Source organism: Streptomyces sp. NPDC007905, assembly GCF_042959345.1.
Classification (GTDB): Bacteria; Actinomycetota; Actinomycetes; order Streptomycetales; family Streptomycetaceae; genus Streptomyces.
Window position 1 is genome coordinate 109079 of record NZ_JBIBKS010000005.1, and the last position, 23856, is coordinate 132934.

The 23856-nt window shown below is 72.1% G+C and carries 20 protein-coding genes and 1 riboswitch; of the genes, 15 read left to right on the forward strand and 5 right to left on the reverse strand.

What is annotated here, in order from left to right:
- Window positions 1-36 precede the first annotated feature (36 nt).
- Window positions 37-675, forward strand: a complete 639-nt coding sequence (purN, locus tag ACFZDC_RS10975) for a phosphoribosylglycinamide formyltransferase (protein WP_391322383.1) — start codon at window positions 37-39, stop codon at window positions 673-675.
- A complete protein-coding gene (gene purH / locus ACFZDC_RS10980) occupies window positions 672-2243 on the forward strand; it encodes a bifunctional phosphoribosylaminoimidazolecarboxamide formyltransferase/IMP cyclohydrolase (protein ID WP_391322385.1) in 1572 nt (523 codons plus the stop codon). The genes purN and purH overlap by 4 nt, the downstream gene beginning before the upstream one ends.
- A 95-nt stretch (window positions 2244-2338) precedes the next feature.
- Here purH and ACFZDC_RS10985 read toward each other — a convergent pair whose 3' ends face one another.
- Window positions 2339-2932 (reverse strand): RDD family protein, encoded by a 594-nt coding sequence (locus tag ACFZDC_RS10985; protein ID WP_391322386.1) that lies wholly within the window; start codon window positions 2930-2932, stop codon window positions 2339-2341.
- A 264-nt stretch (window positions 2933-3196) separates the two neighbouring features.
- On the opposite strand from ACFZDC_RS10985, the gene ACFZDC_RS10990 reads away from it, so the two are divergent.
- From ACFZDC_RS10990 to ACFZDC_RS11035, 10 genes are all read left to right on the forward strand, one after another.
- Window positions 3197-4051 carry a bifunctional methylenetetrahydrofolate dehydrogenase/methenyltetrahydrofolate cyclohydrolase gene (locus tag ACFZDC_RS10990; protein ID WP_391322388.1) on the forward strand — a complete coding sequence of 285 codons (855 nt, stop codon included), beginning with the start codon at window positions 3197-3199 and terminating at the stop codon, window positions 4049-4051.
- Window positions 4041-4511: a DUF3017 domain-containing protein gene (locus ACFZDC_RS10995; RefSeq protein WP_391322390.1), complete on the forward strand. Its 471-nt coding sequence runs from the start codon at window positions 4041-4043 to the stop codon at window positions 4509-4511. The genes ACFZDC_RS10990 and ACFZDC_RS10995 overlap by 11 nt, the downstream gene beginning before the upstream one ends.
- A 443-nt stretch (window positions 4512-4954) precedes the next feature.
- Window positions 4955-6115: a helix-turn-helix domain-containing protein gene (locus tag ACFZDC_RS11000; RefSeq protein WP_391322392.1), complete on the forward strand. Its 1161-nt coding sequence runs from the start codon at window positions 4955-4957 to the stop codon at window positions 6113-6115.
- A gap of 496 nt (window positions 6116-6611) precedes the next feature.
- The gene (locus ACFZDC_RS11005; RefSeq protein WP_391322394.1) at window positions 6612-7601 is read left to right on the forward strand and encodes a malate dehydrogenase; all 990 of its coding nucleotides are present in this window, start codon (window positions 6612-6614) and stop codon (window positions 7599-7601) included.
- A gap of 129 nt (window positions 7602-7730) precedes the next feature.
- A complete protein-coding gene (locus tag ACFZDC_RS11010; RefSeq protein WP_391322396.1) occupies window positions 7731-8780 on the forward strand; it encodes a hypothetical protein in 1050 nt (349 codons plus the stop codon).
- A 50-nt stretch (window positions 8781-8830) separates the two neighbouring features.
- On the forward strand, window positions 8831-10351 hold the full coding sequence (locus tag ACFZDC_RS11015) for an aldehyde dehydrogenase family protein (protein ID WP_391322398.1): 1521 nt from the start codon (window positions 8831-8833) through the stop codon (window positions 10349-10351).
- Window positions 10352-10502: 151 nt separating this feature from the next.
- The gene (locus tag ACFZDC_RS11020; RefSeq protein WP_391322400.1) at window positions 10503-12035 is read left to right on the forward strand and encodes a GMC oxidoreductase; all 1533 of its coding nucleotides are present in this window, start codon (window positions 10503-10505) and stop codon (window positions 12033-12035) included.
- Complete coding sequence (locus tag ACFZDC_RS11025) at window positions 12032-13120, forward strand: betaine/proline/choline family ABC transporter ATP-binding protein (protein ID WP_391322402.1); 1089 nt, start codon at window positions 12032-12034, stop codon at window positions 13118-13120. Before ACFZDC_RS11020 ends, ACFZDC_RS11025 begins: the two co-directional genes overlap by 4 nt.
- Complete coding sequence (locus ACFZDC_RS11030) at window positions 13120-15060, forward strand: ABC transporter permease subunit (protein WP_391322404.1); 1941 nt, start codon at window positions 13120-13122, stop codon at window positions 15058-15060. Before ACFZDC_RS11025 ends, ACFZDC_RS11030 begins: the two co-directional genes overlap by 1 nt.
- Before the next feature lies 1 nt (window position 15061).
- On the forward strand, window positions 15062-16021 hold the full coding sequence (locus tag ACFZDC_RS11035) for a glycine betaine ABC transporter substrate-binding protein (RefSeq protein ID WP_391322406.1): 960 nt from the start codon (window positions 15062-15064) through the stop codon (window positions 16019-16021).
- Between the two features lie 6 nt (window positions 16022-16027).
- Here the strand turns inward: ACFZDC_RS11035 and ACFZDC_RS11040 are convergent, their stop codons facing one another.
- Together ACFZDC_RS11040 and ACFZDC_RS11045 are read right to left on the reverse strand one after the other, a co-directional pair.
- Entirely contained in the window at window positions 16028-16750 is a 723-nt protein-coding gene (locus tag ACFZDC_RS11040) for an isocitrate lyase/phosphoenolpyruvate mutase family protein (protein ID WP_391322408.1), read from the reverse strand.
- A 34-nt stretch (window positions 16751-16784) separates the two neighbouring features.
- Entirely contained in the window at window positions 16785-17285 is a 501-nt protein-coding gene (locus ACFZDC_RS11045) for a carboxymuconolactone decarboxylase family protein (protein ID WP_391322410.1), read from the reverse strand.
- Between the two features lie 46 nt (window positions 17286-17331).
- Here ACFZDC_RS11045 and ACFZDC_RS11050 point away from each other — a divergent pair, with 46 nt between their 5' ends.
- A complete protein-coding gene (locus ACFZDC_RS11050; RefSeq protein ID WP_391322411.1) occupies window positions 17332-18732 on the forward strand; it encodes an aminotransferase class I/II-fold pyridoxal phosphate-dependent enzyme in 1401 nt (466 codons plus the stop codon).
- 126 nt (window positions 18733-18858) lie between these two features.
- On the opposite strand, the gene ACFZDC_RS11055 is transcribed toward ACFZDC_RS11050, so the two are convergent.
- The gene (locus ACFZDC_RS11055) at window positions 18859-19710 is read right to left on the reverse strand and encodes a DMT family transporter (protein ID WP_391322817.1); all 852 of its coding nucleotides are present in this window, start codon (window positions 19708-19710) and stop codon (window positions 18859-18861) included.
- Window positions 19711-19745: 35 nt separating this feature from the next.
- Window positions 19746-20999 carry an ornithine--oxo-acid transaminase gene (rocD, locus tag ACFZDC_RS11060; protein WP_391322413.1) on the reverse strand — a complete coding sequence of 418 codons (1254 nt, stop codon included), beginning with the start codon at window positions 20997-20999 and terminating at the stop codon, window positions 19746-19748.
- 43 nt (window positions 21000-21042) lie between these two features.
- A riboswitch (ZMP/ZTP riboswitch) is annotated at window positions 21043-21133 on the forward strand.
- Window positions 21134-21165: 32 nt separating this feature from the next.
- On the opposite strand from rocD, the gene ACFZDC_RS11065 reads away from it, so the two are divergent.
- Entirely contained in the window at window positions 21166-22617 is a 1452-nt protein-coding gene (locus ACFZDC_RS11065) for a glycine hydroxymethyltransferase (RefSeq protein WP_391322415.1), read from the forward strand.
- Between the two features lie 100 nt (window positions 22618-22717).
- Entirely contained in the window at window positions 22718-23731 is a 1014-nt protein-coding gene (gene trpS, locus ACFZDC_RS11070; RefSeq protein ID WP_391322417.1) for a tryptophan--tRNA ligase, read from the forward strand.
- Window positions 23732-23856 lie beyond the last annotated feature (125 nt).

A 23856-nucleotide genomic window follows, 5' to 3' on the forward strand; every position in this document is an offset into this window, starting at 1 on the left:
GCTGGACACATCGCTTCCCCGAGAAAGGGCCCCACCGTGGCCGCCACCCCCGCTGGCCAAGCGGTCAAGCGCCTCGTCGTGCTGGTCTCCGGATCCGGCACCAATCTGCAGGCGCTCCTGGACGAGATCGAGCGCACCGGAGCCGAGTCGTACGGCGCGCGGATCGTCGCCGTCGGGGCCGACCGCGACGGCATCGAGGGGCTCGCCCGCGCCGAGCGGGCCGGGCTGCCGACCTTCGTGTGCCGGGTGAAGGACTTCGCCGGCCGGGAGGAGTGGGACGCGGCCCTCGCCGGTGCCGTGGCCGCCCACGAGCCCGACCTCGTGGTCTCCGCCGGGTTCATGAAGATCGTCGGCAAGGAATTCCTCGCGCGGTTCGGCGGGCGGTTCGTCAACACGCACCCTGCCCTGCTGCCCAGTTTTCCCGGGGCCCACGGCGTGCGCGACGCGCTCGCGTACGGCGCCAAGGTCACCGGCTGCACCGTCCACTTCGTCGACGACGGCGTCGACACCGGCCCGATCATCGCCCAGGGCGCGGTCGAGGTCCGGGACGAGGACGACGAGAGCGCGCTGCACGAGCGCATCAAGGAAGTCGAGCGAAGGCTGCTCGTCGAGGTCGTGGGGCGGCTCGCCCGCAACGGCCACCGCATTGAGGGACGAAAGGTAGTTATCCAGTGACCGCCACCGCCGAGAGCACCAAGCGGCCCATTCGCCGGGCGCTCGTCAGCGTCTACGACAAGACCGGCCTCGAAGACCTCGCGCGCGGACTGCACAACGCCGGTGTCGAGCTCGTCTCCACCGGCTCCACGGCCAACCGTATCGCCGCCGCCGGTGTCCCCGTCACCAAGGTCGAGGAGCTGACCGGCTTCCCCGAGTGCCTGGACGGCCGGGTCAAGACCCTGCACCCGAGGGTGCACGCGGGCATCCTCGCCGACCTGCGGCTGGACAGCCACCGCGAGCAGCTGGCCGAGCTGGGCGTCGAGCCGTTCGACCTGGTCGTCGTCAACCTCTACCCGTTCCGGGAGACCGTCGCCTCCGGCGCCTCGCCCGACGAGTGCGTGGAGCAGATCGACATCGGCGGCCCCTCGATGGTCCGCGCCGCCGCCAAGAACCACCCCTCGGTCGCCGTGGTCACCAGCCCCGAGCGGTACGCCGACGTGCTGGCCGCCGCGCAGTCCGGCGGCTTCGACCTCGTCACCCGCAAGCGGCTCGCCGCGGAGGCCTTCCAGCACACGGCCGCCTACGACGTGGCCGTCGCCTCCTGGTTCGCCTCCTCCTACGCGCCCGTGGACGAGTCGCCGTTCCCCGACTTCCTCGGCGCCACCTGGGAGCGCGCGCACACCCTGCGCTACGGCGAGAACCCGCACCAGCCGGCCGCGCTGTACGTCGACGCCGGCGGCGCCGGCCTGGCCCAGGCCGAGCAGCTGCACGGCAAGGAGATGTCGTACAACAACTACACGGACACGGACGCCGCCCGCCGTGCCGCGTACGACCACGACGAGCCGTGCGTGGCGATCATCAAGCACGCCAACCCCTGCGGCATCGCGGTCGGCGCGGATGTCGCCGAGGCGCACCGCAAGGCGCACGCCTGCGACCCGGTCTCCGCGTACGGCGGTGTCATCGCCGTGAACCGGCCGGTCAGCAAGGAGATGGCCGAGCAGGTCGCGGAGATCTTCACCGAGGTCATCATCGCGCCCGGCTACGAGGAGGGGGCCCTGGAGGCCCTCACCAAGAAGAAGAACATCCGGGTCCTGAAGGCCCCGAACGGCCCGGCCAACCCGGTCGAGGTCAAGCCGATCGACGGCGGCGTGCTGCTGCAGGAGACCGACCGGCTGCAGGCTGACGGTGACGACCCGGCCAATTGGACGCTGGCCACCGGCGAGGCGCTCTCCCCCGAGGAGCTGAAGGAGCTGGCCTTCGCCTGGAAGGCGTGCCGGGCGGTGAAGTCCAACGCGATCCTGCTCGCCAAGGACGGCGCCTCGGTCGGTGTCGGCATGGGCCAGGTCAACCGCGTCGACTCCTGCAAGCTGGCCGTCGAGCGGGCCGGTGAGGAGCGGGCCCGGGGCGCCTACGCGGCCTCCGACGCCTTCTTCCCCTTCCCGGACGGCCCCGAGATCCTCATCGGCGCGGGCGTCCGGGCGATCGTCCAGCCGGGCGGCTCGATCCGCGACGAGCTCGTGGTGGAGGCCGCCGAGAAGGCGGGCGTGACCATGTACTTCACGGGCACGCGCCACTTCTTCCACTGAGCTCGTTGCGCCCCTGAGCCCGCGGGCAACCGAAAGCGGCCTCCGGCTCCCTTCAGCAGGGGGCCGGAGGCCGCTTCGTCGTTCAGGTGCTCAGCTCACTGGGTGCGGATCACGATCGAGCCGCAGACCTTGTCGGCGAACGTCTGGCGCTTGGAGTCCCACGCCGGCCACAGCCAGCCGAGGTAGCAGGCGAGGCTGTCCAGGAAGTGGGCGAGACGGCGGACGAAGGCCATGCCGACGCCGAGCGGCTGGCCGGTGTCCTCCTTCACCAGGCGGATGCCCAGCGCCTTCTTGCCGATCGTCTGGCCCGTACGGCCCTCCTGGATCAGCTGCCAGATCGCGACCGCGATGATGGCGAGCCCACCGATCGCCGACAGAGCGGCGTTGTTCCGGCCGACGATCACCAGGATGTACGGCACCGCGAAGACGAGGCCGTCGACGAGGGTGCCGAGGAAGCGCTGTCCCCAGTTCGCGTACGGCGGCTCGGCGCCGTAGCCGTATCCGCCCTGCTGCGGGTAGCCCGGGTAACCCGGCTGCTGCGGGTAGCCGTAGCCCTGCTGCGGCGGGACACCCTGCGGCGCCTGCGGGTAACCGGGCTGCTGCGGGTAACCGGGCTGCTGCGGGTAGCCGTAGCCCTGCTGCGGGTCCTGCGGCTGGCCATAGGGGCTGTTGGGCGAGCCGAAACTCATGGCGGGTTTCCTCCGTTGACACTGCGGGACGACGCGGAAGGAACGGAGGAACTTCAGGATCTGAGCGGTTTGCCCCCCAACCGGACCGCGATACTGCGCCGTTCATCGTCATGGGAGAGGCCGATTCTTGTCCAGCCGGATTCGTCAGCTGTTGTGCAAGTGCAACATCGTCGATCAAGCACGGGCGTCCGGACCGCACGCGGGGGTCGGCCCAGGGGGTACCCGGATTGGAACCCGGAGCCGGTCATCCGCGAGGATGGTGTCATGACCGCCCAGATTCTCGATGGCAAGGCCACCGCAGCCGCGATCAAGTCCGATCTGACCGCCCGCGTGGCGGCGCTGAAGGAGAAGGGCGTCACGCCCGGCCTCGGCACGATCCTGGTCGGGGACGACCCCGGCAGCCAGAAGTACGTCGCCGGCAAGCACCGCGACTGCGCGCAGGTCGGCATCGCCTCCATCCAGCGGGAGCTGCCGGCCACGGCCACCCAGGAGGAGATCGAGGCGGTCGTACGCGAGCTCAACGAGGACCCGGCCTGCACCGGCTACATCGTCCAACTGCCGCTGCCCAAGGGCATCGACGAGAACCGCATCCTGGAGCTGATGGACCCGGCCAAGGACGCGGACGGCCTGCACCCCACGAACCTCGGCCGCCTCGTCCTGAACGAGCCGGCGCCGCTGCCCTGCACCCCCAACGGCATCCTGACCCTGCTGCGCCGGCACGGCGTGGAGATCAAGGGCGCCGAGGTCGTGGTCGTCGGCCGGGGCGTGACCATCGGCCGTCCGATGCCGCTGCTGCTCACCCGGCGCAGCGAGAACGCCACCGTGACCCAGTGCCACACCGGCACCCGTGATCTGTCCGCCCACCTCAAGCGGGCCGACATCATCATCGCGGCGGCCGGCTTCCCGCACCTGATCCGCCCCGAGGACGTCAAGCCGGGCGCGGCCGTCCTGGACGTCGGCGTCTCCCGCAACGCCGAGGGGAAGATCGTCGGTGACGTCCACCCGGGCGTGACCGAGGTGGCCGGCTGGATCTCCCCGAACCCGGGCGGCGTGGGCCCGATGACCCGGGCGCAGCTGCTGGTCAACGTGGTCGAGGCGGCGGAGCGCAGTGCCGGCTGAGGACACCCACGGCACGGAGCCGACCGTGCGCGACGCGATCAGCGCCCCCGACGCCGAGGGGCGCCCGCGGCGTGTCACGCGCCGCTTCCCGCTGTTCACCAAGGACACCGCCCGCCCCGAGGGCGGCGGCCGCGCCGCACCCGGTGACGCCCCGGCGCCGGCCCGGCAGTGGCCCATGCTCGTCGTGCTGTCCACGGTCGCGCTCGGCCTGCTGCTGACCGCGCTCGACGTGTTCCGCTTCGGCAGCCTGCTGGTCGGAGCCGGCCTGCTGACCGGTGCGGTCCTGCGCTGGACAGTGCCGAGCGTCGGCATGCTCGCCGTCCGCTCGCGCTTCACGGACATCGCCACGTACGGGATATTGGGCCTCGCGATCGTTCTGCTGGCCATGATGGCCCAGCCCCATGCGTGGCTGGAGATCCCGTTCCTGAAGGACACCCTGCACTTCACGCTCACCAAGTAGCGCCGCCCCGCGAGGCGGGTGGCCCGCGCGAACGGCGGCCCGTCCCCTCCCCCGAGCAAGGACGAGCCGCCGTCGGGATCCAGCCTTCCGTGCCATGAACCGCCTGTTCAACGGCTGTCCGCGCGTTGTGGCACGGAAGTGACCGTTCCGCCACGGTGTCCGCGCGCTGCCACATGTGTGCCGACCATGTCGATACCCGACGAACCGGGGATACGTTACGAAGACCCCGTGCAAGCGGGTGCACGACCGACGGGACAGATGCTCCTGTGCGCCCCCACTCCGGGAACTGGGATCCTTAGTCAGCGCATCCCCATGGGTAGCCAGAACGGGTGCCGGACCGGGGACCGGACCGGACCGGCGAAGTCACCTGCGGGAACGGCGCGGGGGACCGACAGCACCAACCGGGGGGAAAGAGGGGGGAAGCAATGCCTCGATGGAAAACCTTGCCGAATGAGCTGGATCCGCAGATCAAGGAGTTCACGAGCCAGTTGCGGCGGCTCGTGGACCGCAGCGGCCTGAGCATCGCGGCGCTGGCCGACCGGACCGGCTACAGCAGGACGTCCTGGGAGCGTTACCTGGGCGGCCGGCTGCTCGCGCCCAAGGGTGCGATCGTCGCGCTCGCCGAGGTCACCGGCACCAGCCCGGTCCATCTCACCACCATGTGGGAGCTGGCCGAACGGGCCTGGAGCCGGGCGGAGATGCGGCACGACCGGACCATGGAGCAGATCCGCATATCCCAGGCACGCGCCGCGCTGGGGGAGTTCGGGGCGGCCGAGGCGGAGGCGACGAGCGGCACCAAGACGGCCCACAGAGGCGCCGGCACCACCGCGCCCCCGGGCGTCGCCGGCCCGGCGGCCATCGCACCGACGATCCCGCCCCAGCCGACGGCGTCCGACGCCGACGGACGGGAGAACGCGGACCGCGCCCCGGCCTCCGGGGCCAATTCCTGGGGAGTGGCGGGCTATCAGGGCCCCTCACCGGCGAGCGCCCGGCCCGCGACCGGTGCGCGGCCCGCGCCCCCGCCGGACGGTCCGGGCCGGACCCCGGGCACCCCGAACCCGGACGACGGGCAGCCGCAGGCGCCGCGGCCCACCGGCCGCGCCACCGGCAAGGGGGACAAGCGGCGGCTGACGATGTTCCTCACGGGTGTCGTCGGTGTCCTCGTCGTCGTCGCAGCCGTCTTCTTCTTCACCCACCAGGGCGGCGGCAAGAACGAGGGCGCCGCCAAGTCGCCCTCCCCGACGGCCAGCACCGACCCCAGCCTGCCCGCCGGGGTCAAGTGCAGCGGCTCCTCCTGCACCGGCAAGGACGCGGAGGCCATGGGATGCAGCGGCGACCTGGCGGCCACCGCCAAGACCGCCACCGTCGGCACCGCCGCCCTGGAGGTGCGCTACAGCAAGACCTGCGGTACGGCCTGGGGAAGGATCACCGGCGGTGCCAAGGGCGACCAGGTCCGGCTCTCCGCGGGCAAGGCCCGGCAGACGGGTGACATCACCACCGCCGGGGACACCATCGCGTACACGCCGATGGTCGCCGTGAAGGACGCGGCCGAGGCCAAGGCCTGCGCGACCCTCGCCTCCGGGCGGACGGGGTGCACGAACTGAGACCGGAAGCCAAGGCGGCAAGCGGAGAGCGGAACCGACGACCGCAAGCGGAGAGCGGACGCCCAGACCGCAGCGGGGAGCGGAACCGACGACCGCAAGCGGAGAGCGGACGCCCAGACCGCAGCGGGGAGCGGAAGCGGAGACCGCAAGCGGAGAGCGGAAGCGAGGGGTGGCGGCGCGGGCGAACCAATTCGGGCGGATTTCCGGGGACGGACGCATGGCCCGCCGGATCCTGGGCACGCGAACCGTACCCCCACGGGAGTCCGGTAAGCCGGTACCCCCCACCGGCGGCCGTCCCCGTCCTTTCTCTCCCGGACGGGCGGCCGCCTCTTCGTGACCCGTGACATCCGGCTTGTGGGGTGAGCCACAGGGCCCCGGACGTCTCGCATGCCGGATGCGCGATAGCCTGACCGCTGGATCTCTCTTGATGCCAAGAGATCGATCATCCGCACGGGGCAGCGAAAGCCCCACCGCCAGCTGTCATACGGAGAACGCCATGACCCGCACTCCCGTGAACGTCACCGTCACCGGCGCGGCCGGCCAGATCGGTTACGCCCTGCTCTTCCGCATCGCCTCCGGCCAGCTGCTCGGCGCGGACGTGCCGGTCAAGCTGCGCCTCCTGGAGATCACCCCGGCACTCAAGTCCGCCGAGGGCACGGCCATGGAGCTGGACGACTGCGCGTTCCCCCTCCTGCAGGGCATCGACATCACCGACGACCCGAACGTCGCCTTCGACGGCGCCAACGTAGCCCTCCTCGTCGGCGCCCGCCCCCGCACCAAGGGCATGGAGCGCGGCGACCTGCTCGAGGCCAACGGTGGCATCTTCAAGCCGCAGGGCAAGGCCATCAACGACCACGCCGCCGACGACATCAAGGTCCTCGTCGTGGGCAACCCGGCCAACACCAACGCGCTCATCGCGCAGGCCGCCGCTCCGGACGTCCCGGCCGAGCGCTTCACCGCGATGACCCGCCTGGACCACAACCGCGCGCTGACCCAGCTCGCGAAGAAGACGGGCTCGACGGTCGCCGACATCAAGCGCCTGACCATCTGGGGCAACCACTCCGCCACCCAGTACCCGGACATCTTCCACGCCACGGTCGCCGGCAAGAACGCCGCCGAGGTCGTGAACGACGAGAAGTGGCTGGCCGAGGACTTCATCCCGACCGTCGCCAAGCGCGGTGCCGCGATCATCGAGGCCCGTGGCGCCTCGTCGGCCGCCTCCGCCGCCAACGCCGCCATCGACCACGTGTACACCTGGGTCAACGGCACCGCCGAGGGCGACTGGACCTCGATGGGCATCCCGTCGGACGGCTCCTACGGTGTCCCGGAGGGCCTGATCTCCTCCTTCCCGGTCATCACCAAGGACGGCACGTACGAGATCGTCCAGGGCCTGGACATCAACGAGTTCTCCCGCGCCCGCATCGACGCCTCCGTCAAGGAGCTCGAGGAGGAGCGCGAGGCGGTCCGCTCCCTGGGTCTCATCTGAGCCTGCCTCCGGCGGTTTCGCCGCGAGCCTGCGCGGGCCCTGTTCCGGTTTCGTCCGGAGCGGGGCCCGCGCCCGTTTTCACCGCTACTGTCGAAAGCAGTACAGGGAGGGTGTTTCGGGGGGTTCGTGATGAGCGGCTGGAGCGGGTGGAACAGCGAGAAGGGGCGCGAGCCGGGGCCCGAGCGCGAGCCGGGTGAGGAGAGAGGCAGGGCGGCCGGGCCACCCGGGGGGCCGGTCACGCCGCCGCCCTGGGCGTACGAGGAGACGCGGACCGGCCCGCTGCCACCGCCCGCGGCCCCCGCGGGCCCCCCGGCACCTCCGCCGCCGACCTGGGCCACCGCCCCCACCCACGCCGGCGGCCCGTCCGTACCGGCACCGGTGCCCCCGCCGTCGTACGGCCCCGTCCCCGCCCCTCGGCGGGTCCCCGGCGGCCGGTTGATCGCCCTGGTCACCGCCATGGCCCTGGTCGGCGCGGGCGCCGGCTTCGGAGTCTGGTACCTCGGCCGGGACCGCGCCGGTACCGGTTCCCCGGCGGCATCCGCTCCGGCCACCGGCGTCACCGTCTCCGCCTCGGCGCCCGCCTCCACCGCCTCACCCGTCTCCACCACCCCGTCCGTCCCGAAGGAGACGACCGCCGCGGGCTACCGCCTCGTCCGCGACCCCGTCGGCTACACCCTCTCCGTCCCCGAGGGCTGGGCCCGGCGGCAGAAGCAGGGGGAGAAGGCGACCGTGGTCTTCTACGACTCCCCGTCCGACGGCCGCCAGTTGCAGATCTTCGAGCTGGCCGAGGCCACCGTGACCGAATCCCTGGACCTCGCCGAGAACGACCCGGGCTACGGCTACGCCCGCGAGCCCGGCTACCGGGCTCTCGCCCGCCGCTCCGGTGACACCTGGGCCGAGCTGTCGTACCGCTACGACGACCCGGACAAGGGTGCCCGCCGGGTCGTCGACCACCGCTTCCGGGCGGCCGACGGCACGCTGTACGCGATCCGCGCGAGCGGACCGGAGCAGCCCCCACGGACACCTCCTGCACGTAGCCGGTCAGGAGCGCTACTCGGTTCGCCTTGCGCCTTTTCTTCCGATTTCCCCCGTCCTTTCAGTGACGCCGCTTACTTTCGGCCCCCGATTGCGCATGCGAGCGAAGGGCTCTGGGCAGGTGGTGGCGGTCCCCGACCGTGACACGTCTGTGACATAGGGGAACGGAACAGGAACGGAAGGCAATACCGATCATGGCGGACAGAACGGAACGACAGGTCCAGGCGACCATCCACGCGGGAGGCGAGTGGCTGCGGGCGGTCTCGGGTGCCACGCGCGAGATCCTCGACCCCGCGGACGCCCGGCCGTTCGCCGTGGTGGCGGAGGGTGACGAGAAGGACGCGGAGCGCGCGGTGACCGCCGCGCGCCAGGCATTCGACCACGGCCCCTGGCCCGGCACACCCGTCGCCGAGCGCGCCGCCCTGCTGCGCCGCGTTGCCGACCTCCTCGTGCGCGACCGCGAGGAACTGGGCCTGCTGGAGAGCCGGGACGCGGGCAAGACCGCCGAGGAGGGCCGCGTCGACATCGACTGCGTCGCGGACGCCTTCCGCTACTTCGCCGACCTGGTCGCGGCCGAGGCCCCGGGCCGGGTCGTCGACGCGGGCTCACCCGACATCCACAGTGTCGTCGTCCATGAGCCGGTCGGCGTCTGCGCACTGATCACACCCTGGAACTACCCGCTGCTCCAAGCCAGTTGGAAGATCGCCCCGGCGCTCGCCGCGGGCAACACATTCGTGATCAAGCCCAGCGAGATCACCCCGATGACGACCATCGCGCTGGTCGGTCTCCTGGCCGAGGCCGGTCTGCCCGCCGGTGTCGCCAACCTCGTCACGGGCCCCGGTCACACGGTCGGCGCCCGGCTCGCCGAGCACCCCGACGTCGACCTGGTCTCCTTCACCGGCGGACTGGCCAGCGGCACCAAGGTCGCCCAGGCGGCCGCCCCGACCGTGAAGAAGGTCGCCCTCGAACTCGGCGGCAAGAACCCCAACGTGGTCTTCGCCGACGCCTGCGCCACCGACGAGGGCTTCGACACCGCTGTCGACCAGGCCCTCAACGCCGCCTTCATCCACAGCGGCCAGGTCTGCTCGGCCGGCGCCCGCCTCATCGTCGAGGAGTCGCTGAGGGACCGCTTCGTCGCCGAACTCGCCCAGCGGGCCCGGCAGATCCGCCTCGGCCGGGGCACCGAGCACGGCGTCGAGTGCGGCCCCCTCGTCTCCGAGCAGCAGCGCGCCAAGGTCGAGGCCTACGTCGCCTCCGCGCTGGCCGAGGGTGCGGTGCTGCGCTGCGGCGGCAGGCGTCCCGAGCCGTCACCCGAGCGTCCGGAGAGCGGCTACTTCTACGAGCCGACCGTCCTCGACGCCTGTCACCGCGAGATGAAGGTCGTACGTGAGGAGGTCTTCGGCCCGGTCCTCACCGTGGAGACCTTCCGCACGGAGGACGAGGCCGTGTTCCTCGCCAACGACACCGAGTACGGCCTCGCCGGCGCCGTGTGGTCCGCGGACGCCTCCAAGGCCCGCAGGGTCGCGGGCCGGCTGCGCCACGGCACCGTCTGGATCAACGACTTCCACCCCTACCTGCCGCAGGCGGAGTGGGGCGGCTTCGGCCGGAGCGGCACGGGCCGCGAGCTGGGACCGGCGGGTCTCGCCGAGTACCGCGAGACCAAGCACATCTACCAGAACCTCGCGCCGAAGCCGGTGCGCTGGTTCGCCGGCTGACCCCGGCTCCCCGGTCTCCGGCCTCTTCGACCCCCGACTCCTCGATCCCCGGCCGGGTGCACCTCCCGCAGAGCACGAGCCCGGGAGCGGGGCCCCACATCCCCGCTCCCGGACTCCGCCCGTCCTCCCACCCCCCAGGAGTAACCACCCGATGCCCGATCACACCCACGAATTCGACTACGTCGTCATCGGCGGTGGCACCGCGGGTTCCGTCATCGCCTCCCGCCTGACCGAGAACCCGGACGTCACCGTCGCCGTCATCGAGGGCGGCCCCAGCGACGTCGGCCGCGACGACGTGCTGACCCTGCGCCGCTGGATGGGCCTGCTCGGCGGTGACCTCGACTACGACTACCCGACCACCGAGCAGCCCCGCGGCAACTCCCACATCCGGCACAGCCGGGCCCGCGTCCTCGGCGGCTGCTCCTCGCACAACACCCTCATCTCCTTCAAGCCGCTCCCGTCCGACTGGGACGAGTGGGAGGCGGCCGGCGCCAAGGGCTGGGGTGCCGTCGCCATGGAGGCCTACTTCGCCCGCCTGAAGAACCACATCGTCCCGGTCGACGAGAAGGACCGGAACGCCATCGCCCGCGACTTCGTGGACGCCGCCCAGTCGGCGCTCGGCGTCCCCCGCGTCGAGGGCTTCAACAAGAAGCCGTTCACCGAGGGCACCGGCTTCTTCGACCTCGCGTACCACCCCGAGGACAACAAGCGCTCCTCCGCCTCGGTGGCCTACCTGCACCCGGTCATGGACGAGCGCCCCAACCTCCGTATCTTCCTGGAGACGTGGGCCTGCAAGCTGGAGCTGGACGGCACCCGCGCCGAGGGCGTGCACGTGCGCACCAAGGACGGCGAGGAGCTGCTGGTCCGGGCCCGCAACGAGGTCGTCCTGTGCGCGGGCGCCGTGGACTCCCCGCGCCTGCTGCTGCACTCCGGCATCGGCCCCCGCGAGGACCTCGAGGCGCTCGGCATCCCCGTCGTGCACGACCTGCCGGGGGTCGGCGAGAACCTGCTCGACCACCCCGAGTCGGTGATCGTCTGGGAGACCCACGGGCCGATCCCGGAGAACTCCGCGATGGACTCCGACGCGGGCCTGTTCGTGCGCCGCGACCCCGAGCACCAGGGCCCGGACCTGATGTTCCACTTCTACCAGATCCCGTTCACGGACAACCCGGAGCGACTGGGCTACGAGCGGCCGGAGTTCGGCGTCTCGATGACCCCGAACATCCCCAAGCCCAAGAGCCGCGGCCGCCTGTTCCTGACCAGCGCCGACCCGTCCGTGAAGCCCGCCCTTGACTTCCGGTACTTCACCGACGAGGACGACTACGACGCCCGCACCCTGGTCGACGGCATCCGCATCGCCCGCGAGATCGCCAGGACCGAGCCGCTCGCCGGCTGGCTCAAGCGCGAGGTCTGCCCCGGCCCGCAGATCCTGGGCGACGCCGAGCTGAGCGAGTACGCCCGCAAGGTCGCGCACACCGTCTACCACCCGGCCGGCACCTGCAAGATGGGCGCCGTCGACGACGAACTCGCCGTGGTGGACCCCGAACTGAAGATCCGAGGCCTCGACGGCATCCGCATCGCCGACGCCTCCGTCTTCCCGACCATGCCCGCCGTGAACCCGATGATCGGGGTGCTCATGGTCGGGGAGAAGGCCGTCGAACTGATCGGAGGTGAGGCCCGATGACTCTCACGGTGCCCACTCGCAAACCGCCCACCGACACCCCCGCCGAGACCCCCGTCTTCTCGGTCGAAGGCCTGTGGAAGGTGTTCGGCCCGAAGGCCGACCGCGTCCCGGCCGACCCGGAACTCGCCGCGCTCAGCCCCGCCGACCTGCGCTCCCGCACCGGCTGCACCGCCGCCGTCCAGGGCGTCTCCTTCGACGTGCGCAAGGGCGAGGTCTTCGTCGTGATGGGCCTGTCCGGCTCCGGCAAGTCCACCCTGGTGCGCTGTCTGACCCGGCTCATCGAGCCGACCGCGGGCACCATCGCCATCGACGGCGAGGACGTCCGCTCCATGGACCGCACCCGGCTGCGCGAGCTGCGCCGCCACCGCGCCGCGATGGTCTTCCAGCACTTCGGTCTGCTCCCGCACCGCACCGTCCTCGACAACGTGGCCTATGGCCTGGAGATCCAGGGCATGGCGAGGTCCGAGCGACGCGAGCGTGCCGCCGAGGTCGTCGCCAAGGTCGGGCTGGAAGGCATGGAGAAGCGCCGCCCCGGCCAGCTCTCCGGTGGCCAGCGCCAGCGCGTCGGGCTCGCCCGCGCCCTCGCCGTCGACCCCGAAGTCCTTCTCTTCGACGAGCCGTTCAGCGCCCTCGACCCGCTGATCCGGCGGGACATGCAGGACGAGGTGGTCCGCCTGCACCGCGAGGAGGGCCGCACGATGGTCTTCATCACCCACGACCTCTCCGAGGCCCTCAAGCTCGGCGACCGCATCGCCCTGATGCGCGACGGCCGCGTGGTCCAGCTCGGCACCCCGGAGCAGATCGTCGGCTCCCCGGCCGACGACTACGTCCGCGAGTTCGTCCGCGACGTCCCGCGCGAGCAGGTCGTCACCTGCCGTACGGCCATGCGTCCCGCCACCCCCGACGAGGCCGTCGACGGGCCCGCCCTGGCCCCGGACGCGACGGTCTCGGAGGCCATCGAAGCGGTCGCCCGCACCGGATCCGCGGCCCGCGTGGTGGACCGGGGCCGCTGTCTGGGGGTGGTCGACCACGAGCAGCTGCTCGCGGTCGTGGCCGGAACGGAGCGGCCCAAGGAGACGGCGTAATGGCGACGATCACCACCACGTCCACCTCCCGCCCCGGGCTCCCCGGCATCCTGCGCAGGCCCGCCACGCACAAGCTGCTCGCGCTGGCCGTCGTGGCCGCGGTCCTCGTCCCCCTGGTCAACAGCCGCTGGGGAAGCGGCAGCTGGCCGCACGCACTGACCGTCGACCTGTCCAAGCCGCTCGCGAGCGCCAGTGACTGGGTCATCGGCAACCGGGACAGCCACCCGCTGTTCCTGTACTTCTTCGGCTACATCAGCAACGCGGTCGTGCTCTGCGTACGCGCCGTGTACCTCACGCTGCTCGCGGCCGGCTGGGCCGGCGTCACCGTCTTCGGCGCCCTGGCCGCCTGGCGGCTCAGCGGCCCGCGCCTCGCGCTCGGCACCGCGGTCGCCTTCCTGACCTGCGGGTTCCTCGGTATGTGGGTGCCGACCATGCAGACCCTGGCGCTCATGGTGGTCGCGGTCATCGCCTCCGTGCTCGTCGGCGCGCTGCTCGGCCTCGCCGCCGGGCTCTCCGACCGGCTGGACCGCGCCCTGCGCCCGGTGCTGGACACCATGCAGGTGCTCCCGGCGTTCGCGTACCTCCTCCCCGTCGTCCTGGTCTTCGGCATCGGCGTGCCCGCGGCCGTCCTCGCCACCGTCGTCTACGCAGCCCCGCCGATGGCCCGCCTCACGGCGCTCGGCCTGCGCGGCGCCGACCCCGAGGTCCTGGAGGCCGTGGAGTCGCTCGGCGCCACCGCCCGCCAGCGGCTGCTGACCGCCCGCATCCCGCTGGCCCGCAAGGAACTGCTGCTCGGCCTCAACCAGACGATCATGATGGCGCTGTCCATGGCGGTCATCGCCTCCGTCATCGGTGCCGGCGGCCTCGGCGACCGCGTCTACCAGGCCCTCGCCTCCGTCGACGTCGGCGCGGCCCTCGCGGCGGGCATCCCGATCGTGCTGCTCGCGGTCGTCCTGGACCGCGTCACGGGCGCCGCCGGAGACGGCACCACCGGCTCCCGGACGATCGGCCGCCCGTACGCCCTCGCCGTCACCGTGGCCGTCGCCGTGGCCGCCCGCCTCCTCGGCCGCCTCGACTGGCCCGCCTCCTGGACCCTGGACATCGCCGAACCGGTCAACCGCGCCGTCGACTGGATGACCGCCCACCTGTACTCCGGCGTCCCGGTGATCGGCGGCACCGCCGACTGGGCGGCTCACTTCACCACCTGGATCCTGGACCCCGTGCGGTCCGGTCTGCAGTGGCTGCCGTGGTGGTCGGTGCTGCTCGTCGTGGCCGCGACGGCCTGGCTGATCGGCACCTGGCGCACCGCCCTGACCGCCGTCCTCGCCATGGCCGCGATCGGCGTTCTCGGGGTGTGGGGGCCGTCGCTCGACACCCTCTCCCAGGTGCTGGCCGCCGTTGCCGTCACCCTCGTCCTCGGCTTCGCGACCGGTATCGCGGCCGCCCGCAGCGACCGTGTCGAACGGGCCCTGCGCCCGGTCCTGGACGTCTTCCAGACCATGCCGCAGTTCGTGTACCTGATCCCGGTCGTCGCCCTGTTCGGGGTCGGCCGCGCGCCCGCCGTCGCCGCGGCCGTCGTCTACGCCCTCCCGGCCGTCGTCCGGATCACCGCGCAGGGCTTGCGCCAGGTCGACCCGGCCGCGCTGGAGTCGGCGCGCTCGCTCGGCGCCACCGGCCGCCAGCAGCTGTGGCAGGTCCAGCTCCCGCTCGCCAGGCGGTCCTTGCTGCTCGCCGTCAACCAGGGCGTGGTCCTGGTCCTCGCCGTCGTCATCATCGGCGGCCTGGTCGGCGGCGGCGCCCTCGGCTACAACGTGGCCTTCGGCCTCGCCCAGGGCGACCTGGCGACCGGCCTGGTCGCCGGTGCCGCCATCGTCTGCCTCGGCCTGATGCTCGACCGGGTGACCCAGCCGACCGAACGCCGCCCGAAGAAGGGAGCGTGACATGCGCTTCAGTACGACCCTCACGGTGGCCGCCGGCGCGTCCGCGCTCGCGCTGCTCACCGGCTGCGGTGCCGCCGACATGACCAAACAGGCCTCGCCGTTCGCCAACGCGCACGGCGCGAAGTCCGTGACCCTGTCCGTGCAGTCCTGGGTGGGTGCCCAGTCCAACGTGGCCGTCGCCCAGTACCTCCTCGAACACAAGCTGGGCTACCGCGTCGACACCGTCCAGGTGGACGAGGTGCCCGCCTGGGACGCGCTCAGCCAGGGCCGGGTCGACGCGATCCTGGAGGACTGGGGCCACCCCGAACAGGAGAAGCGGTACGTCGAGGACAAGAGGACGATCGCGCACGCCGGCGACCTCGGGGTGACCGGGCACATCGGCTGGTTCGTCCCGACCTACCTCGCCAAGCAGCACCCCGACATCACCAACTGGAAGAACCTCGACAAGTACGCCTCGCTCTTCCGCACCGCGGAGAGCGGCGGCAAGGGCCAGCTGATGGACGGCTCCCCGTCCTACGTCACCAACGACAAGGCGCTGGTGAAGAACCTCAAGCTCAACTACCAGGTCGTCTTCGCCGGTTCCGAGGCGGCTCAGATCACCCAGATGAAGCAGTTCGCCAAGGAGAAGAAGCCCTTCCTGACCTACTGGTACTCACCCCAGTGGCTGTTCCGGAAGGTCCCCATGACGGAGGTGAAGCTGCCGCCGTACAAGGAGGGCTGCGACGCGGACGCGGCCGAGGTCGCCTGCGCCTACCCGCACACCCCGCTGCAGAAGTACCTCAACGCCGGCTTCGCCAAGTCCGGCGGCAAGGCGGCGGCCCTCCTGAAGAAGTTCCAGTGGACGACCGAGGACCAGAACGAGGTCTCCCTGATGATCGCCGACCAGAAGCTCTCGCCCCAGGAGGCGGCGAAGAAGTGGGTGGACAGCCACCCTGCCGTGTGGAAGCGGTGGCTGTCCTGAGCCGGATCAGCGGAGCCGGGCGGCGATCTCTCCCAGAGCGGCCGTGGCCCGCCGCTGGAGTCCCGGTCCGAACGTGACGCGGCTGGCCCCGAGTTCGCCGAGCACGGCGGGCGAGGGGCCCGCGCCGTCCAGCCGGGCCACCATGTTCAGTGGCCCCTGGATGCCCGACCGCAGCAGCGGCAGTACGTCGACCGGGGCGAGGATCGGATACACGCAGTCCGCGCCCGCCGCCACGTACAACGCCGCCCGCTCGATGGCCCGTCGGGGATCGCCGTCGCCCCGTACGAAGGTGTCGACGCGGGCGTTGACGAAGAGCCGGTCCGCGGCGGCCGAGCGCACCTCGGCGAGGTAGTCGGCGTGCTCGTGCGGATCCTTGAGGACACCCCCGTTGCCCGAGTCCTCGAGGTTGCACCCCACGGCACCGGCCTCCAGCAGCCTTTCCACCAGCTCCCTCGGCACGAGCCCGTACCCGCCCTCGACATCCGCCGACACCGGCACGTCCACCGCCCGCACGATCCGGGCCACCGCCGCGAACATCTCGTCCGCCGGGGTCGCCCCGTCCTCGTACCCGAGGGAGGCGGCGACGCCCGCGCTGGGCGTGGCCAGGGCGGGGAACCCGGCCTCCACCAGCACCCGGGCACTGGCCGCGTCCCAGGGGCCGGGCAGCACCAGCGGGTCACCCTGGGCGCGCTTCAGGTGCAGCGCGCGGAACAGGTCTGCCTTGCTCATCGGCCGACCTCGCGGTCGAGCAACTGGGTGCGGCTCACCGGTGCTGGCCCGGCCGGTAATGGCCCGGGGTCATCCGGGTGCTCACACCGAACCGGTTCCACGCGTTGATCACCGTGATCGCGGCGATCAGCTGGGCCAGCTCGGCCTCCTCGAACTGCCCGGCGGCCCTCTCGTAGACCTCGTCCGGCACGAAGCCGTCGGTCAGCACGGTGATCGCCTCGGTCAGCTCGAGCGCCGCCAGCTCCTTGCCGGTGTAGCAGTGCCGCGACTCTTCCCATGCGCTGAGCTGCACGATCCGCTCCACGCTCTCGCCCGCCGCGAGCGCGTCCTTGGTGTGCATGTCGAGGCAGAACGCGCAGTGGTTCAGCTGCGAGGCCCGGATCTTCACCAGCTCGTACAGCGTCGGGTCCAGGCCCTGCCTGGCCGCCGTGTCCAGGCGGATCATGGCCTTGTAGACCTCGGGCGCGTGCTGCGCCCAGCGCAGCCGCGGGGCCTGTTCGGCGGCGTACTCGACGGTCTCCTGTGCAGTGGTCATGCTTCGACCCTAGGAGCGAGGAAGCCCAGGAGTATGGTCCATTTCCATGGCGAATTCATGGGCCACTCTGGGGGTAGACCTGCACCTGGAGCCGGCCGGGTCCAGCGGGCTGCGCCGCGGTCTGACCGACGCGCTGCGCGATGCCGTCCGCACCGGCCGCCTCGCCCCCGGCACCCGGCTGCCCTCCTCCCGCAGCCTCGCCGCCGACCTGGGCATCGCCCGCAACACCGTCGCCGAGGCCTACGCCGACCTGGTCGCCGAAGGCTGGCTCACTGCCCGCCAGGGCTCCGGAACCCGGGTCGGCGAGCGGGCGGCCCTCCCGCCGGCGGACACCGCACCACCCCGGCGCCGCGAACCGGAAAGGCCCCTCTACAACCTCGTCCCCGGCACCCCCGACCTCGCCGCCTTCCCGCGCACCGAGTGGCTCAAGGCCGCCCGCCGCGCCCTGGCCACCGCGCCCTTCGACGCCCTCGGCTACGGCGATCCGCGCGGCCGCCCCGAACTGCGCACCGCCCTCGCCGGCTACCTCGCCCGCGCCCGGGGCGTCCGCACCGACCCCGAGACCATCGTGATCACCGCGGGCTTCTCGCACGCCCTGCGCCTCCTCGGCCTCGTGCTGCGGGCACGCGGAGTGCGGACGGTGGCGGTGGAGTCGTACGGGCTCGACGTCCACTGGGGACTGCTGAAGGGCGCGGGTCTGGCGACCCGCGCGCTGCCGTACGACGAACTGGGCACGGACACCGGCGCGTTGGGCGACGAGGGGGCGGTGCTCGTCACCCCCGCGCACCAGTTCCCGATGGGCACACCCCTGCACCCCGGCCGGCGGACCGCCGTCGTGGAGTGGGCGCGCCGGACCGGCGGGCTGGTCCTGGAGGACGACTACGACGGCGAGTTCCGCTACGACCGCCAGCCCGTCGGCGCCCTGCAGGGCCGCGACCCCGACCACGTGGTCCACCTCGGCACCGCCAGCAAGTCCCTCGCCCCCGGCCTGCGGCTGGGCTGGATGGCGCTGCCGCCGTCCCTGGTGGAGGAGGTGGTCGCGGCCAAGGGACCTATCGACACCTGCGGGGTGCTTGACCAGCTGACCCTGGCCGAGTTCCTCACCTCCGGCGCCTACGACCGCCACGTGCGCTCCTCCCGTCTGCGCTACCGGCGCCGCCGGGACGCCCTCGCCGCCGCCGTCGCCGGCCGCGCACCCGAGGGCTCCCGCATCGAGGTGACCGGGATCGCGGCCGGGCTGCACGCGGTGCTGAGGTTGCCGCCGGGCACCGAGCAGTCGGTGATCCAGGCCGCCACCTGGCAGGGGCTGGCCCTGCACGGCCTCGCCTTCCACCGTCATGAGCAGGCTGTCGCCGAGCCGCTGGACGCGCTGGTCGTGGGCTACGGGACGCCGCCGGACAGCGCGTGGGCGGGGGCGCTGGAGGCGTTGTGCAAGGTGTTGCCGTGACCGCGCCTCCTCGGCCCGTCCGGCGTTCGAGGACGAGACCCGTCGGAGCGGTGGGGAAGGGGGCCTGGTCGGCCCAGCGGGCCGGCGGCCTCCGCACCGTCGGAGCGGCGGGGAAGGGGGGCCCGGTCAGCCCAGCGGGCCGGCGGCCTCCGCGGCTTTACCGCCGGCGGCCGGCGCCTCCCCGAACCGTGCCAGCGCCAGCGCGCCCGCCACCGCCACCGCGAACCCGAGCACCGCAAGCCAGGCCAGGCCCTCGCGGGTGCGGTCGCCGAGCCAGATGACGCCTACCGCGGCCGGGCCGATCGTCTCGCCGATCACCATGCCGGCCGTCGCCGTCGTCACCGATCCGCGCTGCAGGGCCGAGGTCAGCAGCATGAAGGCGGCACCTCCGCCGATCAGGAGGGCGTAGGCCGCCGGATCGGTGAGCAGGGCCACCGGCGCCAGATCGTCGATCAGACGGACCGACACCTCCACCACGCCGAAACCGAAACCGGCCCCGAGCCCCAGCACCAGGGCCCGCATGCGCCCGGACAGCCGGCCACCCAGCAGCGCGAGCACCAGCATGCCGACCGCCGTCGCGAGCATCGCGTACCCCAGGGCGTCCGGCCCGCCCTCGGCTCCCTCCGGCCCGGCCGCCAGCCCCAGCATCGCGAGCCCGGCGCACACCACCCCCACCGCGCCCCACTCCGTGCCGCTCAGGCACACCCGCAGCAGACGCGCCGCGACCACTGCCGTCACCGCGAGACTCGACGCCAGTGCCGCGCTGACCGCGTAGATCGGGATCGACCGCAGGGCCGCGATCTGGAACAGGAAGCCCAGCCCGTCCAGCGCCAGCCCGGCCAGATACCGCCACTGCCGCAAGGCCCGCAGCAGCAGTGCCGCCTCGCCGCCCCCGCCCGTACCGGCCTCCCGCGCGGCGACCGCCTGCAGCACCGTCGCCGTACCGAAACAGACCGCCGCGGCCAGCGCGCACACCATTCCCCAGAGCACGAAGCGACTCTAGGGGAGCGCCGCTAGACCTCCAGCACCGCCCGCAGCTGGGCGAGCCCCCAGTCCAGGTCCTCCTCGCCGATGATCAGCGGCGGGGCGATCCGGACCGTGGAACCGTGGGTGTCCTTCACCAGCACCCCGCGGTCCATCAGCCGCTCCGACACCTCCCGGCCGGTGCCGAGTCCCGGGGCGATGTCCACGCCCGCCCACAGCCCCCGCCCGCGCACCGCCGTCACGCGGCCGGTGCCGAGCAGCCCGGCGAGCTGCCGGTGCATCCGCTCGCCCAGCTCCGCCGCCCGCGCCTGGAACTCGCCGGAGCGCAGCATCGCGATCACCTCCAGCGCCACCGCGCAGGCCAGCGGATTCCCGCCGAACGTCGACCCGTGCTCGCCCGGCCGGAACACCCCGAGCACCTCTGCGCTGGACACCACCGCCGACACCGGCACGATCCCGCCGCCCAGCGCCTTCCCCAGCACATACGCGTCGGGTACGACGCCCTCGTGCTCGCACGCGAACGTCCGCCCGGTCCGCCCGAGCCCCGACTGGACCTCGTCGGCGACGAACAGCACGTTCCGCTCGCGCGTGAGCTCCCGCACCCCCGGCAGATAGCCGGCCGGCGGCACGATCACCCCGGACTCGCCCTGGATCGGCTCCAGCAGCACGGCGACGGTGTTCTCGGTCATCGCCGCCTTCATCGCCGTCAGATCCCCGTACGGCACGATCTCGAACCCCGGCGTGTACGGCCCGTAGTCCGCGCGGGCCTCCGGGTCGGTCGAGAAGCTGATGACCGTCGTCGTACGGCCGTGGAAGTTGCCGCCCGCGACCACGACCTTCGCCATCTCCGCGGGCACCCCCTTCACCCGGTACCCCCACTTCCGGGCGGTCTTCACGGCGCTCTCCACGGCCTCGACGCCGGTGTTCATGGGCAGCACCATCTCCATGCCGCACAGCTCGGCCAGCTCCGTGCAGAACGCCGCGTACCGGTCGTGGTGGAAGGCGCGCGAGGTCAGCGTCACCCGCTCCAGCTGCCGCCTGGCCGCCTCGACCAGGCGCCGGTTGCCGTGCCCGAAGTTGAGCGCCGAGTAACCGGCCAGCAGATCCAGATACCGCCGCCCCTCCACGTCCGTCATCCACGCCCCCTCCGCCGTGGCCACGACGACGGGCAGCGGATGGTAGGTGGGCGCACTGTGCGCCTCGGCGGCGGCGATGAGGTCTTCAGCAGTGGTCACGGCCTCTCCCGGAAAAGACGGTGAGCCCCTTCCTATCCTCGCTCGCATGGTGGACGCGGGACCTCCCGCTCCGGCGCGCCCGGTAGGCTGATCAACGGGCCGTGACTGGCGCGCTGGGATGGGACGGACCATCGGGGAGCGGCCCGAGCGGGAATTCAGTGCCGTGCGCCTGGGCCGAACGTGAACGCTGAACGCACGCCGTCCGGAGGTCCCCATGCCAGAGCAGCAGCCCCTCTCCACCGAGTCCACCGCCTTTCGTGCCGCCCTCGACGTCATCCGCGCCGTCGAGCCGGCAGTGGCCGACGCCATCGGCCAGGAGGTGGCCGACCAGCGCGAGATGCTCAAGCTGATCGCCTCCGAGAACTACGCCTCCCCGGCCACCCTGCTGGCCATGGGCAACTGGTTCAGCGACAAGTACGCCGAGGGCACCATCGGGCGCCGCTTCTACGCCGGCTGTCGCAACGTCGACACGGTGGAGTCCCTGGCCGCCGAGCACGCCAAGGCGCTCTTCGGCTCCCGGCACGCCTACGTCCAGCCGCACTCCGGCATCGACGCCAACCTCGTCGCTTTCTGGGCCGTCCTCGCCGACCGCGTCGAGGCCCCGTTCCTGGAGAAGACCGGCGCCCGCCAGGTCAACGACCTCACCGAGGCCGACTGGGCCGAGCTGCGCCAGGCCTTCGGCAACCAGCGCATGCTCGGCATGTCCCTCGACGCGGGCGGCCACCTCACCCACGGCTTCCGTCCGAACATCTCCGGCAAGATGTTCGACCAGCGCTCCTACGGCACCGACCCGGCCACGGGCCTCATCGACTACGACGCCCTGCGCGTCCAGGCCCGTGAGTTCAAGCCGCTGATCATCGTCGCCGGCTACTCCGCGTACCCGCGTCTGGTGAATTTCCGGATCATGCGGGAGATCGCGGACGAGGTCGGCGCGACCCTGATGGTCGACATGGCCCACTTCGCGGGCCTGGTCGCGGGCAAGGTCCTCACCGGTGACTTCGACCCGGTCCCGCACGCCCAGATCGTCACCACGACGACCCACAAGTCCCTGCGCGGCCCGCGCGGCGGCATGGTCCTGTGCGACGACTCCCTCAAGGACCAGGTCGACCGCGGCTGCCCGATGGTCCTCGGCGGCCCGCTCCCGCACGTCATGGCCGCCAAGGCCGTCGCCCTCGCCGAGGCCCGCCGGCCCTCCTTCCAGGACTACGCCCAGCGCATCGTCGACAACTCCCGCGCTCTCGCCGAGGGCCTGATGCGGCGCGGCGCCACCCTGGTCACCGGCGGCACGGACAACCACCTCAACCTGATCGACGTGGCCACCTCCTACGGCCTCACCGGCCGCCAGGCGGAGACGGCCCTGCTCGACTCGGGCATCGTCACCAACCGCAACGCCATCCCGGCCGACCCGAACGGCGCCTGGTACACCTCCGGCATCCGCATCGGCACGCCCGCCCTCACCACCCGCGGCCTGGGCACGGCGGAGATGGACGAGGTGGCGGGCCTCATCGACCGCGTCCTGACCACCACCGAGCCGGGCACCACCAAGTCGGGCGCCCCGTCCAAGGCGGCCCACGTGCTGGACGAGAAGGTGGCGCAGGAAATCGCCCAGCGAGCCACGGACCTGGTCGCGGCGTTCCCGCTCTACCCGGAGATCGACCTCGGCTGAGCCGGCCTGAACGGGCGCGGGGAACTGCGCGACCGGTCCCACACGGTCCGCGGTTCCCCACGCACCGAACCCCCTCGAGCTCTCTGAGACAATGAGAGACATGGCGACTGACCGACCCCGCGTGCTCTCCGGAATCCAGCCCACCGCCGGCTCGTTCCACCTCGGCAACTACCTGGGCGCCGTCCGCCAGTGGGTGGCCCTGCAGGAGTCGCACGACGCGTTCTACATGGTCGTGGACCTGCACGCGATCACGATGCCGCAGGATCCGAAGGAGCTGCGCGCCAACACCCGCCTCGCCGCGGCGCAGCTGCTCGCCGCAGGACTGGACCCGGATCGCTGCACCCTCTTCGTGCAGAGCCACGTCCCCGAGCACGCCCAGCTCGCCTGGATCATGAACTGCCTCACCGGATTCGGCGAGGCGAGCCGCATGACCCAGTTCAAGGACAAGTCGGCCAAGCAGGGTGCCGACCGTGCGTCCGTCGGTCTGTTCACGTACCCGATCCTGCAGGTCGCGGACATCCTGCTGTACCAGGCCCACGAGGTGCCGGTCGGCGAGGACCAGCGCCAGCACATCGAGCTGACCCGTGACCTCGCCGAGCGCTTCAACGGCCGCTTCGGCCAGACCTTCACCGTCCCGAAGCCGTACATCCTCAAGGAGACGGCGAAGATCTACGACCTGCAGGAACCGTCGGTCAAGATGAGCAAGTCGGCGTCCACGCCGAAGGGCCTGATCAATCTGCTCGACGAGCCGAGGACGACGGCGAAGAAGATCAAGAGCGCGGTCACGGACACCGACACGGTGATCCGTTTCGACGCCGAGAACAAGCCGGGCGTGAGCAATCTGCTCACCATCTACTCGACCCTCACCGGGACGGGCATCGCCGACCTGGAGGCGCAGTACGAGGGCAAGGGCTACGGCGCGCTCAAGACGGACCTCGCCGAGGCCATGGTCGAGTTCGTGACGCCGTTCCGGGAGCGCACCCAGCAGTACCTGGACGATCCCGAGACGCTCGACTCGATCCTGGCCAAGGGCGCGGAGAAGGCGCGCGCCGTCGCCGCGGAGACGCTCGCCGAGGCGTACGAGCGCGTGGGCTTCCTGCCGGCGAAGCACTGACCGGCGCCCCGGGCACCCCGGGGCGCGGGGAGGCGCCCGGGGGGCACGAGGAGGCGCCCGGCGGCACCGAGGAGCACCGCGGCGCACGCCGCACACGTGTCCGAGAGGGCAGAGCGCTGCACATC

What these genes read in the sequence shown, in the direction of transcription:
- ACFZDC_RS11015 (WP_391322398.1), top strand. Translation starts at nt 8,831, where the DNA reads ATGGCGGACAGAACGGAACGACAGGTCCAGGCGACCATCCACGCGGGA.
- ACFZDC_RS11050 (WP_391322411.1), top strand. Translation starts at nt 17,332, where the DNA reads ATGGCGAATTCATGGGCCACTCTGGGGGTAGACCTGCACCTGGAGCCG.
- ACFZDC_RS11010 (WP_391322396.1), top strand. Translation starts at nt 7,731, where the DNA reads ATGAGCGGCTGGAGCGGGTGGAACAGCGAGAAGGGGCGCGAGCCGGGG.
- ACFZDC_RS11040 (WP_391322408.1), bottom strand. Translation starts at nt 16,750, where the DNA reads ATGAGCAAGGCAGACCTGTTCCGCGCGCTGCACCTGAAGCGCGCCCAG.
- rocD (WP_391322413.1), bottom strand. Translation starts at nt 20,999, where the DNA reads ATGCGAGCGAGGATAGGAAGGGGCTCACCGTCTTTTCCGGGAGAGGCC.
- ACFZDC_RS11055 (WP_391322817.1), bottom strand. Translation starts at nt 19,710, where the DNA reads ATGGTGTGCGCGCTGGCCGCGGCGGTCTGTTTCGGTACGGCGACGGTG.
- ACFZDC_RS11025 (WP_391322402.1), top strand. Translation starts at nt 12,032, where the DNA reads ATGACTCTCACGGTGCCCACTCGCAAACCGCCCACCGACACCCCCGCC.
- ACFZDC_RS10990 (WP_391322388.1), top strand. Translation starts at nt 3,197, where the DNA reads ATGACCGCCCAGATTCTCGATGGCAAGGCCACCGCAGCCGCGATCAAG.
- ACFZDC_RS10985 (WP_391322386.1), bottom strand. Translation starts at nt 2,932, where the DNA reads ATGAGTTTCGGCTCGCCCAACAGCCCCTATGGCCAGCCGCAGGACCCG.
- trpS (WP_391322417.1), top strand. Translation starts at nt 22,718, where the DNA reads ATGGCGACTGACCGACCCCGCGTGCTCTCCGGAATCCAGCCCACCGCC.
- ACFZDC_RS11005 (WP_391322394.1), top strand. Translation starts at nt 6,612, where the DNA reads ATGACCCGCACTCCCGTGAACGTCACCGTCACCGGCGCGGCCGGCCAG.
- ACFZDC_RS11065 (WP_391322415.1), top strand. Translation starts at nt 21,166, where the DNA reads ATGCCAGAGCAGCAGCCCCTCTCCACCGAGTCCACCGCCTTTCGTGCC.
- ACFZDC_RS11030 (WP_391322404.1), top strand. Translation starts at nt 13,120, where the DNA reads ATGGCGACGATCACCACCACGTCCACCTCCCGCCCCGGGCTCCCCGGC.
- ACFZDC_RS11020 (WP_391322400.1), top strand. Translation starts at nt 10,503, where the DNA reads ATGCCCGATCACACCCACGAATTCGACTACGTCGTCATCGGCGGTGGC.
- ACFZDC_RS11035 (WP_391322406.1), top strand. Translation starts at nt 15,062, where the DNA reads ATGCGCTTCAGTACGACCCTCACGGTGGCCGCCGGCGCGTCCGCGCTC.
- ACFZDC_RS11045 (WP_391322410.1), bottom strand. Translation starts at nt 17,285, where the DNA reads ATGACCACTGCACAGGAGACCGTCGAGTACGCCGCCGAACAGGCCCCG.